A 15,130-nucleotide genomic window follows, 5' to 3' on the forward strand; every position below is an offset into this window, starting at 1 on the left:
AGCGAAGTATAGTTTAGACTTTAAACAATACGATGCAATGTCCTTACATTCCGAAGACGAGGTTTTTATGCCGATAGTCACTGATCAAGGAATAAGTACCACAAAGCTTTGTGAGAACAGCAAAAAATACTTAAGTCGTGTATTAGCAGATAGAATTTTAGTTGGCGCAAGCATAAAGGACCCTAACTTTCTAAGTTGGGAAGAACTTTTAGGCAGAGCAAAAGAGAAATTAGGAGTACATTTAATTACGCGCTTAGTTTGGCAACTACGAAAAAACGCCGAATATGCTGGTCCCGATAATAAAGAAAGCTTTAAACAACATATTGTAAATAAATTAATTACACTCGAGTGTCAACATCTCGAACAAATTCTAGAATACAAAAAACAGCACGCAGTATTACGCCACAAAAAACGTGCTTTGTTTTCCTTACTCTTAGGGATCGTTCTACCCATTATATCCTTTCTCGCTCTACCTGTTATTGGGGTAACGGGTATTTTGCTCGGCGTACTAAGCGCACTAATAGAAACTGGATTGTTAGCCTATACAGTGTCAGCTTTTGTCGGCAAAAAACTCATTGATCCGGAGTGGATTGCAGAATGCTCGCATAAAAAAAATCAATTTCTGCAAAAAATGGATAAAGAGAAAACTCAAGCTAAATATACAAAGATAATAAAGACGATCAATAAAAGAACTACTTCTGAAAAATATAAGCGGCTCTCAGAATTTTTGGGTAAAGAGCGTTTATCAACAATCATAGAAGTAGCTGATGATGAAAATAAAATAAAAAGTCAACAAATTCCTACGGTTAAAACAGTAGCAGAGCATGAAATGCAAATGAGTAATTTAAAAATACTCTCAACAGCAGATGCAACTACACAAACACCATCCGATGATAAAAGTATTAGTAAAGCTTCTATAATCTATAATGTTTCTTTTTTTATATCCCCAAAAGCATCATTTGATCCTGAACAACAACATGTTATCCACCCGCTATGCATAAAAAGCTAAATCTTTTATTTTAAAAAATATTTAATTAAAGCTGTTTAACAGCACCGTCAATAGCTCTTGTTGATTCAGTTGTGCGGCTTTACTGATGGCAACGCTCGGTTGATGTATCAGTTTATTGGTTAAACGGTACGCTAACTGTTGGATAACCTCTTCTTGTGCATGACCTTTTTTTAACAAAGCTAAGGCTTTTTTGACTTCTACATCCCTAAATTGTTCCGCTTGTTGACGATAGGAACAAATAACTGGCGCAGCGGCTGTAATTTGCAACTGCTGCAGATAATGTTGAACTTTCTCTTCTATCAGGCTTTCAGCTTTTACAGCTGCAGCTTTTCGACCTTGTTGATTTGTCTGGATTAATCGATGCAGATCCTCAAGTGTGTAAAGATATACATCTTCCAATTCATTAACACTGGATTCAATATCCCTAGGCATGCCCAAATCGGCGATAAACAAGGGTCGACGTTTACGTTCTTTAAAAGCCTGTTCCAACATCCACTTTTTAACCAGTGGCACATCACAACTTGTGGCTGCGATAATAATATCTGCCTTAGCTAAAAAATAAGGAATAGCGTTTAAACAAATTGCCTGACCGTCGATCACTTTTCCTAGTTTTTCTGCTAACTGCGGAGTACGATTAGCAATCCAAAAATGACGCACGCCTTGAGAAAACAAATGCTTAGCAACTAAAGAAATCGTCTCACCCGCTCCCACCAACAAAACCTGAGTATCCGCTAAATGAGCAAAGATTTGTTTTGCGCAAGTCACTACCGCGAATGCCAGAGAGACCGGATGCGCAGTAATATCCGTCGCACTACGTACTTGTTTGCTCACAGAAAAAACATATTGAAACAAGCGATTAAAATGTGCACCCGCAATCCCTAAGGAATGGGCAAAAGAATAAGCATTTTTTATTTGGCCAAAGATTTGTGGCTCACCTAAGATTTTAGAGTTTAAGCCGCTCGCTAAACGCAATAAATGACGTAAAGCATGTTCTTGTTGATACACATACCAATGTGACCTAAGACTATCTTGAGGAAGTTTTTTATGTCGATATAACCAGTTCATGGTAGTTTGTGCATCACCATTGATACAGTAAAACTCAGTCCGATGACAGGTCGATAAAATCACCGCTTCTTCAGTTTGTGTGTCCTGCAACATAGCGCGCAAAGAACTTGCCAAATAATCCTTACCAAAACTAAGTTTTTCCCGGATGGCGAGATCGGCTGTTGCATGATTAATTCCACAGGCAAGCAAATTCATAAAATTTTAGATTGCACTCCCTACCAAACTCGCCCATTCTCGTTGATAACGAATATCGATTATTTTAAATCCTGCTGCGCTATAAATTTGTCGCACAGCATCGATTTGTTCATTTAAAATCCCTGCTAATACACAATAGCCATCGGTTTTAATTAAGGATCTAAAATAAGTCGCTAAATCAATTAAGGGCTGAGCCAAGATATTAGCCAACAAAATATCGACTGGTTCTTGCAACTCTAAGTCCGTTGGCAAAACAATCGTTAATTTTTCTGTAGGTATATCATTTTGTTCGGCATTCATTCGGGTTGCAGCGAGTGCTTGCGGATCGTGATCGATAGCAATCACGTGTTTTGCACCACACTTCTCCGCTGCTATGCCCAAAATACCCGAACCACAACCATAATCAATCACGGTTTTTTCTTGGAGGAGGTGGGCATCTAACCATTCTAAACATAAAGCAGTACTGGGATGCGTACCCGTACCGAACGCTAAACCAGGATCTAAACGTATATTCACCGCAGTTTTTACCGGCGGTTCATAAACACTAGGATAAACCCATAGTTTTTTCCCAAAACGCATCGGTTTAAAATCTTGCAACCACACGCGTTCCCAAGCTTGGTCTTCGACTATTTCGCTTTGATTCGCCAAAATAATTTTTTCATCAAATGTTCGGCTTAACGCATCCATCACTGTTGACAGTACAGTAGACTCTGCAAATATCGCGCTTATTTTAACCTGTTCCCAGAGAGGTGTGCTATCCGGCAAAGGCTCATAGAGACTTTGTTCATCCAATCCCTGCCAAGTCACTGATAAAGCTTCAGCGTCTTCTAAAAAATTACTCAGCACCTCTGTATGCTCACGCAGTGTATTTAAGTGCAATTGCAAGTAACGCATAGAATTACAACGCTAAACGTTGTTCAAGATAATGGATATTGGTCCCACCTTTAATAAAATTGGCATCACGCACTAAAGCTTGATGCATAGCAATATTTGTCTGTATGCCTTCGATAACAATTTCATCTAAGGCATTGCGTAATCTGGCTAATGCAATTTCACGTGTTTCGCCATAAGCAATTAATTTACCTATCAATGAATCATAATAAGGCGGGACACAATATCCAGTATAAATAGGTGTATCCATACGGATCCCTGGACCGCCTGGAGCATGGTATAAGCTAATCGTTCCAGGAGATGGCATAAATGTTTTTGGATCTTCGGCATTGATACGGCATTCGATCGCATGACCACGGATTGCTATTTGTTTTTGTTTATAATTTAATTTTTCACCCGAAGCGATATGCAATTGTTCGACCACTAAATCAACACCGGTAACCATTTCAGTAATTGGATGTTCGACTTGGATACGTGTATTCATTTCGATAAAATAGAAATTATCATTTTCATACAGAAATTCAAACGTCCCTGCACCCCGATACTTCATATCGCGACAAGCTTTTACGCAGAGCTCACCCATATGTTGGCGTTGTTTCTCGGTAATTCCAACGGCAGGTGCTTCTTCAATGACTTTTTGATGGCGGCGCTGCATAGAACAGTCACGTTCACCTAAATGAATAGCATGACCTTGACCATCGCCTAATACCTGAATCTCGATATGTCTAGGGTTGGTTAAAAATTTTTCCAGATAGACACTCGCGTTTTTAAAATTAGCTTGTGCTTCGGATCGCGTTATTGCAATCGCATTTAAAAGTGCTGCTTCACTATGCACCACACGTATTCCGCGCCCACCACCACCACCCGCTGCTTTTATCAAAACCGGATAACCAATTTTTTGCGCAATTTTTAGATTTTTTTTATCATCATTGTCTAATTCACCTTCAGAACCAGGCACGCAAGGAATTTTAGCTTTACGCATCGCAGTGATCGCCGATACTTTATCGCCCATCATGCGTATTGTCTCAGGTTCAGGTCCAATAAAAACAAAACCACTTTGTTGTACACGCTCAGCGAAATCCGCATTTTCAGAGAGAAAACCATAGCCTGGATGGATACCCATTGCATCAGTAATTTCAGCTGCACTAATAATAGCGGGAATATTTAAATAGCTGGCGCTAGCAGGCGGAGGACCGATACAAACGGTTTCATCGGCTAATTTCACATGCTTTAAATTATCATCGGCCGTTGAATGTAGCGCGACGGTTTGTATGCCTAATTCTTTACAGGCACGTAAAATACGTAAAGCAATTTCGCCACGATTTGCAATAACGACTTTATTTAGCATTATTTTTACCTACTCAGTTTTTAGCATACCCGCCGTTTCAACAACAAAATAAAGCAAATTAGTCAGTTTCTATTCAATAATAAATAAAGGATCATTATATTGAACCGGCGTACCATTATCTACCAATCTCGCCTTAATTACGCCTGATCTGTCTGCTTCGATGTGGTTCATCATTTTCATGGCTTCAATTATGCACAAAATTTCACCTTTTTTTACCTTTTGACCTAAACTTACATATGGGGGTGCATCGGGATTAGGTGCCAAATAAACGGTGCCTACCATTGGCGAGCGCACTCTATGACCGCTTACTTCAGGTTCTAAAGAGTCTGATGCAGGTGGCATAATCCCACTCGAAGGACTAGGCTGTAAGGATGTTATCTGAGCAGGTGAAGATGATTGTCGCTTTATGCGTATCGATTGATCTCCTTCAGAAAATTCAATTTCAGTCAAACCATGCTCATTTAGGAGTTTAATAAGCTGATTAATTTTTTCCGAATCCATAAAAAACGGCCTCTTTTTCAAACAACAATATGCGGCTTATTGGAGCATATCCAAGCTGACTTTGCTAGTCTTTCTATACTCTTTGCGTTTGAATTTTTTGTCTGTGAGTATACACATAAGTTTGTTAAGCTTAATCTTCTGCATTTTATTGGCTTTTTTAATAATCGCTAGCATAGAGATGGCATTATGCAAAACTTAGGTTTAAAAAATCCGAATGATGCTCACCGGTTGAGCTTGGCTGAAATTAGCTGTACTCAACTGCTGGGTGTTGGCCCAAAAATCAGCAGTTATCTAAGCAAATGTGGCATACTTAACTTGCAAGACCTACTGCTACATTTACCTTTGCGTTATGAAAATAGAACACAACTCACTCCCATCAAAGATGTCCGTTGCGATAGCAATGTACTGATTACGGGTGTAATTCATCGTGATCCGCACGCGATTAAAAGTAGAAAGGGATATTCTTGTAAACTCAGCGACGAAACTGGCAGTATCAACCTACGATTTTTTCATTTAAAGCTTAAACAATTTCAACAATTTAAAAAAGGACTACGTTTACTTTGCTTTGGTGAAGTACGTACCAAAAAAAATAGTTTTTTTGAATTAGAAATGATACATCCCGATTATGAATTTATACGTAATCAGAATCAGCTTCTATTGCCGACCTATCTAACGGGTGTTTATCCGAGCACGCCCGGTATGTCGCAACGCTTATGGCATAAACTTATTGTTCAAGTATTTCATTTATTATTCAAAAATTTTGAAACTAAGTTAATTCACAAACAACAACATTATTTCCCTGAATATTTACCCGAAGATTTATTAAAACGAATAAAATTCCCTTCTTTATTAGAAGCCTTATATTATATCCATCGCCCACCTGCCGACGCACCCTTAGAAGAATTAGCCACTGGAAAACATATTACACAGCAACGCTTAGCATTAGAGGAGTTACTTGCCCATTCGCTCAGCGTGCAACAAATGAAAAAAAAACGTGCTACTGAAACAGCGCCACATTTAAAAACAGATGCTGCTTTAATTAAACGTTTTCTGACTGCCTTACCCTTTCAATTAACGCAGGCACAAAAACGCGTTATCAAAGAAATTAATCGAGATATGCAAGCGACCATCCCTATGCAACGTTTATTGCAAGGCGATGTCGGTTCAGGTAAAACGGTAGTCGCCGCTTTTGCTGCATTACTTGCTATTGCTAATCATTACCAAGTCGCCTTAATGGCTCCAACTGAGTTATTAAGTGAACAACATTATCAACATTTTCATCGCTGGTTAACCCCTTTAGGCTTTCATGTTGTTTGTTTAAATGCAGGCTTACAAGGAAAAGCTAAAAAACAAACACTGGCTGAAATAAAAACCGGTAAAGCGCATATTGCTATCGGCACTCACGCTCTTTTTCAAGAAGGGGTGCATTTTGCAAACTTAGGTTTCATCATTGTTGATGAACAACATCGGTTTGGTGTGCAACAACGTTTAGCCTTATGGAAAAAAGGTCAACAAGAAAATTTACAAGCTCATCAACTATTCATGACTGCCACACCGATTCCCCGAACCTTGGCCATGACGAGCTTTACCGACTTAGATATTTCTTTTCTAGATGAATTACCACCCGGTCGCCTACCGGTACAAACCATTGTTCTTTCGGATCATCGCCGTTCGGACGTAATAGAAAGGGTACGCGCCACGTGTACACAACAAAAACAGGTTTATTGGGTATGTCCGCTCATTGAAGAATCGGATTTACAGCATTATCAAGCCGCTGAAACAACTTTTAAAATCTTAAAAGCCGATTTAACGGGCCTACGCTTAGGATTGATACACGGAAGACTGCCAAGCGCTGAAAAAGAACGTATTATGCGTGATTTTAAAAATGGTGAAATTGATTTATTAGTAGCAACTTCGGTTATCGAAGTCGGTGTCGATGTCAGTAGTGCTAATTTAATTGTGATAGAAAATGCTGAACGCTTAGGTTTAGCACAACTTCACCAATTACGTGGCCGTGTAGGCCGTAGTGATAGCAAAAGTTTTTGTATTTTGCTCTACCAAACTTTATCACCTTTAGCCAAAGAACGCTTAAGTATTATGCGCAGCAGTAACGATGGTTTTATGATTGCGCAACGCGATTTAGAATTACGCGGTCCTGGTGAAATATGGGGGCTGCGTCAAACTGGCTGGCAACAATTACGCATCGCCGATCTTAAACGCGATCATGATTTAATTCCGCATGTCCTTAATCTTAGCACAACGCTGCACAGCGAATATCCTTTTTTGATCGAGCCTATCATTCAACGTTGGGCACAAAACAATGATGGCAGCTATAGCAAGGTTTAGACTGATTTCCTTAAGTTCTTATGAAATTACAAAAAACCCGGCTATCAAGATTAGTCGCTCTGTTATTAGTTGCATTATAAGACGGTGGTGGAAAAAAATGTGGCGAATGCTCTAAAGAAGTCCGTACAGGAGTATTTATCGGAGATATTTTGACAGGCATTGAGAAATTCTTACCATTCTGCATAGCTTGTTGATAAGTAGGCAGCTCTGAATACCATGCAGGCGCGTTAGGCCGCGTATTATCCATTACCTCGCGATAAGAGGGTGGCGGTGCTAAACAAAAACGATGTAATGCATTTTCTAACTCCAGCAACTGCCCCCTATTATTCTGCCGAAAACAAAATGAGAAGATTCCAAACCCAAATTTCACAACACCTACCAATGAATTGATAATTCCATAGGCGGCAACAGCCACAATCGGAACAATAAGTAATGATATCCAGCTTACATAAAGGGGGAAAAGGCCGATTAGCAATGGCATTAGTATAAATCCCGCTATAGCCGCCGCAACTACGGCTAAACCGAAAAAGATTTGTTTAATCGCTTGTTTTAGATCGGACTTTATTTCACTATTTTTATCATTTTTTTCAGCATATTGCAGATAAACTTTCAATTTTGTGGCCGTTTCAGAAGTTGCATTACCACGTTGCATCTCGCTTAAAACAGCACAGACTAATCCAGTATCAGAACTTTTGGGTAAGATAGATATTTCTCTACATGCACCAAAATGGCTGAAGACATTACCATCCAGCACTAAGATTTCCGAGTAATGCTCACAGAAAGGAATAATATGCAAACCTCGCAAACCATTTAAAGTCAACGCATCGATTTTTTTTATCCGATATTTTTTCATGTTTTTCTCCTTGAAAAATCACTGTTTTGCCAAACTCCTGTTAAATAGAATAACATCTTTCCGATCTGAATTGAGAATGATCACCATGAACATTAACATTATCATTATCATAGCCTTCGTTACTCACAGGAACATAAAAAAAACTGGGACCATTTGCAGGAGCTACCGATATTGTAGACCCATTGTCTCTCATCGCATCTTCTAATAATACATCCTCATAAGTAGGAAGTAGGGAAAACAAAGATGAGGATTCTGGATAATACGCGCCTGCTTGTGGCATAGAAGAAAAAAATAATTTAAGAAAATTTATTTTCTCCAGGAGTTTACTTTCTAATTCATGTAAAGCTCGCTCTTTTTTACTAAATGACCATATTGAAAACAACCAAAAACTTAAACTGTAAAAATCTGCAATTAAACTACTATAAATTAATGTTTTACTTGCCGGAAAAAATAATAAACAAGCATGTAAAATTATAGAAACTCCGGTCATCATGCCGGGTGTTATCGCATAATAAGTCCGATTATTTTGTATTTGTTTAAGTAAAAGCCAATATTCTTTGAACATTGTTCCTAACTGCATCAATTCATCTGGTTGGATATAATCTTTTTCTAATTCTTGAAATAATTGCTCAATAAGCTGCTGCGAAGTGGATGATCCCGAAAAATAAACCAAGAAGTGATAAGGCCGAAATGGCTGAACGGTCACCTCAACATAGGCTTCTAGCTCAGTAGAGTGAATTATAAATTCTGGTAGACCCCTTAAAAAAGAGGCAAATTCTAATTTAATACGATAATTATTTTCATTGTTTAGCATTTTTTTTCCTAACTAGCAGTTATCTAAAAAAATAATTTTATTATTTGCTTGCTATTAGAATGTGTATCGTCGGTGCGTTGTACTATAAATAGCTTCAATGCTATTGCTTTCCAATGAGGAAGATGAAGACGATGGAATATAAAATTTTACGGTACTTCCAATATTTTTATAAGAAGAAGTAGGTGTATTACAAGGTGTGAGTGGCTCAATAGCGAGGGTTTCGTACTTGCCGTGTAAATCTGGATAGGTAGCGGCTTTAGTTTTGATGTGAGGTATTGCGGAATTGATTTTATTGTTTAGCATTTTCGTCCCTGTAAATTTTTACATCGTCTTATTTTATACTTAAATAAGAACTAATACACTTTTTTTATATAAATTTTATTTAAAAAATTTATATATTTATTGACTTGATGTTAAATAAGTTAAGCCGACGGCGAATAGCTTAACTACTCACCGCCAGTTTTAGATTAACTGGTTTTTTTCTTAGGCATATACAAATCAGTGATAGTTCCTTCAAAGATTTCACTGGCTAGCATCACCGTTTCGGAAAACGTCGGATGTGGATGGATCGTTAAAGCAATATCTTCAGCTTCACAACCCATTTCAATTGCCAATGCAATTTCAGCAATCAGCTCTCCGGCATTGGGACCTACTATGCCCGCACCCAAAATACGTTGAGTTTTCGGATCAAATAATAATTTAGTTAAACCTTCATCACGTCCTTGACCTAAGGAACGACCACTGGCTAACCAAGGAAAAACAGCTTTTTGGTAAGGGATCTTGTTTTTTTCATCGGCATTTGCAATTGTTTCCGTTAAACCAACCCAGGCAATTTCCGGATCTGTATAAGCTACGGAAGGAATACAACGTGGTTCAAAAAAGTGTTTCTTACCCGCTATTACTTCAGCGGCAACCCGCCCTTCAGCAACCGCTTTATGCGCCAGCATAGGATTACCAACGACGTCACCGATAGCAAAGATATGTGGAATATTAGTTCTCAATTGTTTATCTACTGGAATAAATCCTTGTTCAGTAACGGTGATACCTAAGGCTTCAGCACCAATGAGTTTTCCATTCGGTTTACGACCAACAGCCGATAAAATTCGATCAAATCGTTGTGGTTTAGAACTTTCAGTTCCGGCAAAGGTCACCCATAATCCCTCTTTTTTAGCTTCAACTTTAGTCACTTTAGTTTTTAATAAAAATTTATAATGTTTTTGTAAACGCTTATATAAAGGCATGACAATATCTTTATCAGCACCATTAATGATCATATCACCGGCTTCTACTACGGTAATATCACTGCCCAATCCATGATAAACGCTAGCCATTTCCATACCGATAATGCCGCCACCTAACACCAAAAGATCACCTTTAACTTCCTTTAGTTCGAGCGCGCCGGTTGAATCAATAATCCGGGGATCATCGGGTAAAAAAGGTAAGCTTATCGGTTGTGAACCCACTGCAATGATGGCTTGCTCAAATACAATTTTTTGTTTTCCAACCGTTAATTCATTTTTTCCGGTAAATTTTCCATCGCCAAAAACACATTCAACTTTTCGTTGCTTGGCTAATAGAGATAAACCTCCAGTTAATTTTTTTACTACGCTGTCTTTCCAAGTGCGTAATTGTTTAATGTCAATTTTAGGTTCGCCAAAACTTACTCCAAATTCCGCCATGGCACTGGCTTCTTCAATGACTTTTGCAGCGTGTAATAATGCCTTAGAGGGAATACATCCAACATTCAAACACACACCGCCTAGGGTAGATTCTCTTTCCACTAATATGACTTTTTTTCCTAAATCAGCGGCACGAAACGCCGCGCTGTAACCCCCTGGGCCACTACCTAACACAAGTACTTCGGTTTTTTTAATTTCTAATTCCGCCATAGTTTCCTCTAGAATAATTATAAAAATAAATGGGCAGTCGAGCCTATAGTAGCCAACGGCGTATATCTGAGAGACATGCGCTTAAATGCATAATAAAACGCGCTCCTTCCGCACCATCAATGACACGATGATCATACGATAGAGATAAAGGTAACATTAATCGTGGCACGAACTCTCCATCCTGATAGAACGGTTTAAACTGTGCTTTAGACATACCTAAAATAGCCACATCCGGTACATTGACTATAGGTGTAAATGCCGTACCACCGATACCACCTAAACTTGAAATAGTAAATGAACTGCCTTGCAAATCCACATTTGTTAATTGTTTTTCGCGCGCTTTAAGACTCACCGTACCTAATTCCTGGGCTAATTCTAAAAGACTTTTTTTATCCACATCCCTAATCACCGGTACTACTAAACCTTCCGGTGTATCGACAGCAATACCAATATGATAATATTTTTTTAAGATTAATTCCTCACCATCCGCCGATAAAGAAGCGTTAAAAGAAGGAAATGCTTTTAAACTGGCGACTACCGCTTTCATAATAAAAACTAACGGCGTTAATTTAATATTTTGTTTGGCTGCAAACCCTGTTTGCGCTTTGCGAAAAACTTCCAATTCAGTGATATCTGCCTCATTAAACTGTGTTACATGCGGGACTAACAACCAATTACGATGTAAATATTGTGCAGTTAATTTTTTAATACGTGATAAAACCAGCTTTTCTGTTTTACCGAATTGATTAAAATCAATCTCTGGCGCGCTAGGTAACACCATCTGACTACTAGAACCTTGACTTAAATGTGCTTTAACAAATTTCTGTAAGTCTTCTTTGATGATACGACCTTTTTGTCCGGTACCGGAAATTTTATTTAGATCGATACCAAACTCTCGCGCTAAACGTCGGACACCAGGACCTGCATGAATATCACCTTTGTCCTCTTCTTCTATATATTCTATTTCTTGCTCAAGTCCAGCGGATCGAGATACAATTTCTTCCTCTTTTTTTAAATTTTTACTGTCTATTTCTGGCGCAACCGCGGGTGGAGCTGTATCTGAAATCGATCGTTTTTTCCTCACCGCTTTTTCAGTCGATGCATTGGATTCTTCTGTTTCAATAATTGCAATCAAATCACCTTTTGAAACTTTATCCCCTTTCTTGACTTTTAATTCTCTTAATTTTCCGGCTAAAGGTGATGGAATATCCATCGATGCTTTATCACTTTCTAGCGTAATCAATGCATCTTCCACAGCAATATCTTGGCCTATTTTAACGGGTATTTCGATAATTGCCGCGGCAGCAACATTACCTAAATCTGGAACGACTATTTCTTTTAAACTAGACAAACGTTTTCTCCTCAATACTCTTCACACTTGAATTTTTGTCTCTGTTGCCGCTCAAGCTAAGGTTGTTACATAACCCTATTTTTAAATACACGGCACTTGACAAAAAATCAATTGCTACGAGTTACTATTTTTTGCACCTGAATTTTTTAACTAGGTTGCTGCTCATTTAAATGGTAAATGGATTTGGCTTTTTAGGATCAATTGCATACTTTTTAAAGGCTCGGTCGATTTCAGTCGTACTCACTAAACCTTCTGCCATCAAGGCATGTAAACTGGCTAGAACAATATAATAACGATTCACTTCAAAAAATTGTCGCAACTGCTCACGCGTATCACTACGTCCATAACCATCTGTTCCTAATACCGTATAAGGTGCTTTAATAAATCCACGAATTTGATCGGCATTTAAACGGATATAATCGCTTGCGGCAATCACAGGTCCTAATCGATTTTGTAAACATTGTGTCACATAGCTCTGTTGTTCGACATCATTAGGATGTAATAAATTATGTCGCTCAACACTTAATGCTTGTTTACGTAATTCTGAAAAACTCGTTACACTCCAAATATCAGCGCTCACGCCAAAATCTGTTTTTAATAACTCAGCAGCCGCAATCACTTCATTTAATATCGTACCAGAACCTAATAATTGTACGTGTTGTTTACTTGGTTTAGTTTCGGATAATAAATACATGCCTTTAATTATGCCTTCCTTATTAGCTTCGCTTAACGCAGGATGGATATAGTTTTCATTCATCAAAGTTAGATAATAAAATACATTTTCCTGATCTTGCATCATACGGCGCAAACCGTCTTGAATAATGACGGCGAGTTCATAACCAAAACAAGGATCATAAGCAACACAGTTAGGCACTACTGAAAAAAACAACAGATTATGCCCATCTTGATGCTGTAAACCTTCACCAGCTAAAGTTGTTCTGCCTGCTGTTGCACCTAAAATAAATCCACGTGCTTGCATATCACCCGCAGCCCAAACAAAATCACCAACTCGTTGATAACCAAACATCGAATAATAAATATAAAAAGGAATCATGCTCAAATTATTCGTACTATAAGAAGTGGCCGCTGCCATCCAGGAGCAAAATGCGCCGCCTTCATTAATTCCTTCTTCTAACAATTGGCCTTTTTTATCTTCGCGGTAATACATTAATTGACCCGCATCGACGGGATCATAAAGTTGACCTACCGGAGAATAAATCCCAATCTGACGAAATAAACCTTCCATACCAAACGTGCGTGATTCATCAGGTACTATGGGTACGATACGAGAACCTAAGTTTTTATCTTTTAACAGATGACGCAAAATTTCCACAAATATCATCGTTGTAGAGATTTCTCGTCCATTTGAACCAAGTAATATATTCTCAAAATTACTTAATGGTGGTGCCGCTAAACTTTCGTCAGCATGCGTTCGACGCGCGGGTAAATACCCCCCCAACTTTTTACGCTGTTGTTTTAAATACTTATTTTCTGGACTATTTTCACTCGGACGATAAAAACTTAAATTTTCAACCTCAGCATCACTCATTGAGAGATTAAAACGATCTCGGAACGCAAGTAACTGTTCTTGTGTCATCTTTTTCTGTTGATGCGTGATATTTTGACCTTCACCCGCCGTGCCCATACCATAACCTTTAATGGTTTTAGCTAAGATAACCGTAGGTTGACCTTGATGTTCGACTGCTGCTTTATAAGCGGCATAAACTTTTTTAATATCATGTCCACCGCGCTTTAGTAGCCAAAGTTGTTCATCGCTCATATCCGCAACCATGGCTTTTAATTCGGGATATTTTGCAAAAAAATGTTCGCGTATGTAAGCACCATCTTTAGCACGAAAATTTTGATATTCCCCATCAATGGTTTCCATCATTAATTGAGGTAACAAACCTTGTTTATCTTTTTTAAATAAAGGATCCCACGCACTACCCCATAAAACTTTATTGACATTCCACCCTGCGCCGCGAAATACACCTTCTAGTTCTTGAATTATCTTGCCATTCCCACGTACCGGTCCATCCAGTCGTTGTAAATTGCAATTAATAACAAAAATGAGATTATCCAATTTTTCCCGCGCCGCAATACAAAGTGCACCGAGCGATTCGGGTTCATCCATTTCTCCATCACCACAAAACATCCAGACTTTTCTATCTTTGTTATCCAATAAGCCACGATTTTGTAAATATTTCAAAAAACGTGCTTGGTAAATTGCCTGCATTGGCCCTAAACCCATTGAAACTGTAGGAAATTGCCAAAATTCTGGCATCAGCCATGGATGGGGATAAGAGGAAAGACCTTCTCCGCCGATTTCTTGACGAAAATGTGCTAATTGTTCTTTTGTTAAGCGTCCCTCTAAAAATGCGCGTGCATAGATACCTGGGGAGGAATGACCTTGGATGTATAATAAATCGCCGCCGTGTTCAGAATTAGCCGCATGAAAAAAATGATTGAAACCCACTTCATACAAAGTTGCCGCCGAGGCATAGGTTGCTATATGGCCACCTAGTTCAGAAGAAACCTTGCCCGCCTGTAATACCATCATCACAGCATTCCAACGAATTAATGCCGCAATACGTTTTTCTAGTTTTTCATCGCCAGGAAAAGGTGGTTCCAACTCGACAGGAATCGTATTTACATAAGGTGTGTGTAAGCAAGCGCTTAGGTCCAGACCCCGTTGACGCGCCTTATTGATAAGCTGTTGGACAAGAAATTGTGCCCTATCTGGGCCTTCAAATTTTAAAACAGATAAAAGTGCATCTATCCATTCTTTGGTTTCAAGAGGATCCTTATCTAAGTAAGGAGTTTGCTGTGTCATATCAGGCTTACCTTTAGAAAAATATTCTTTGATTA

General features: G+C 38.6%; 12 protein-coding genes. 2 read left to right on the forward strand and 10 right to left on the reverse strand.

The genetic code is table 11. The annotated features are described in order from the left end of the window. The first annotated feature begins 67 nt into the window (after positions 1 to 67). Positions 68 to 1,009 carry a hypothetical protein gene (locus tag AACL18_RS04570; RefSeq protein ID WP_339049595.1) on the forward strand — a complete coding sequence of 314 codons (942 nt, stop codon included), beginning with the start codon at positions 68 to 70 and terminating at the stop codon, positions 1,007 to 1,009. Between the two features lie 21 nt (positions 1,010 to 1,030). On the opposite strand, the gene hemA is transcribed toward AACL18_RS04570, so the two are convergent. From hemA to accB, 4 genes are all read right to left on the reverse strand, one after another. Further along, a complete protein-coding gene (gene hemA, locus AACL18_RS04575) occupies positions 1,031 to 2,269 on the reverse strand; it encodes a glutamyl-tRNA reductase (protein WP_339049596.1) in 1,239 nt (412 codons plus the stop codon). 6 nt (positions 2,270 to 2,275) lie between these two features. Then, the gene (gene prmA / locus AACL18_RS04580) at positions 2,276 to 3,163 is read right to left on the reverse strand and encodes a 50S ribosomal protein L11 methyltransferase (RefSeq protein WP_339049597.1); all 888 of its coding nucleotides are present in this window, start codon (positions 3,161 to 3,163) and stop codon (positions 2,276 to 2,278) included. 4 nt (positions 3,164 to 3,167) lie between these two features. Next, a complete protein-coding gene (accC, locus tag AACL18_RS04585; protein WP_339049598.1) occupies positions 3,168 to 4,508 on the reverse strand; it encodes an acetyl-CoA carboxylase biotin carboxylase subunit in 1,341 nt (446 codons plus the stop codon). A 69-nt stretch (positions 4,509 to 4,577) separates the two neighbouring features. After that, positions 4,578 to 5,009 (reverse strand): acetyl-CoA carboxylase biotin carboxyl carrier protein, encoded by a 432-nt coding sequence (accB, locus tag AACL18_RS04590; RefSeq protein WP_339049599.1) that lies wholly within the window; start codon positions 5,007 to 5,009, stop codon positions 4,578 to 4,580. Positions 5,010 to 5,195: 186 nt separating this feature from the next. Between accB and recG the strand changes: the two genes are divergently transcribed. Further along, positions 5,196 to 7,355: an ATP-dependent DNA helicase RecG gene (recG, locus tag AACL18_RS04595; protein ID WP_339049600.1), complete on the forward strand. Its 2,160-nt coding sequence runs from the start codon at positions 5,196 to 5,198 to the stop codon at positions 7,353 to 7,355. A gap of 10 nt (positions 7,356 to 7,365) precedes the next feature. On the opposite strand, the gene AACL18_RS04600 is transcribed toward recG, so the two are convergent. The 6 genes from AACL18_RS04600 to aceE all read right to left on the reverse strand — a co-directional run bounded on the left by AACL18_RS04600 (position 7,366) and on the right by aceE (position 15,095). Further along, positions 7,366 to 8,208, reverse strand: coding sequence for a phage holin family protein (locus AACL18_RS04600; protein ID WP_339049601.1), 843 nt, complete (start codon positions 8,206 to 8,208; stop codon positions 7,366 to 7,368). 40 nt (positions 8,209 to 8,248) lie between these two features. After that, entirely contained in the window at positions 8,249 to 9,022 is a 774-nt protein-coding gene (locus AACL18_RS04605; protein ID WP_339049602.1) for a hypothetical protein, read from the reverse strand. A gap of 54 nt (positions 9,023 to 9,076) precedes the next feature. After that, entirely contained in the window at positions 9,077 to 9,325 is a 249-nt protein-coding gene (locus AACL18_RS04610; RefSeq protein ID WP_339049603.1) for a hypothetical protein, read from the reverse strand. Between the two features lie 164 nt (positions 9,326 to 9,489). Continuing rightward, positions 9,490 to 10,911: a dihydrolipoyl dehydrogenase gene (gene lpdA / locus AACL18_RS04615; protein ID WP_339049604.1), complete on the reverse strand. Its 1,422-nt coding sequence runs from the start codon at positions 10,909 to 10,911 to the stop codon at positions 9,490 to 9,492. A 43-nt stretch (positions 10,912 to 10,954) separates the two neighbouring features. Then, positions 10,955 to 12,262: a 2-oxo acid dehydrogenase subunit E2 gene (locus AACL18_RS04620; RefSeq protein ID WP_339049605.1), complete on the reverse strand. Its 1,308-nt coding sequence runs from the start codon at positions 12,260 to 12,262 to the stop codon at positions 10,955 to 10,957. A gap of 166 nt (positions 12,263 to 12,428) precedes the next feature. Further along, positions 12,429 to 15,095, reverse strand: coding sequence for a pyruvate dehydrogenase (acetyl-transferring), homodimeric type (gene aceE / locus AACL18_RS04625; protein WP_339049606.1), 2,667 nt, complete (start codon positions 15,093 to 15,095; stop codon positions 12,429 to 12,431). Positions 15,096 to 15,130 lie beyond the last annotated feature (35 nt).

The sequence above is a fragment of the Rickettsiella endosymbiont of Xylota segnis genome (assembly GCF_964019545.1).
Taxonomy (GTDB): Bacteria; Pseudomonadota; Gammaproteobacteria; order Diplorickettsiales; family Diplorickettsiaceae; genus Aquirickettsiella.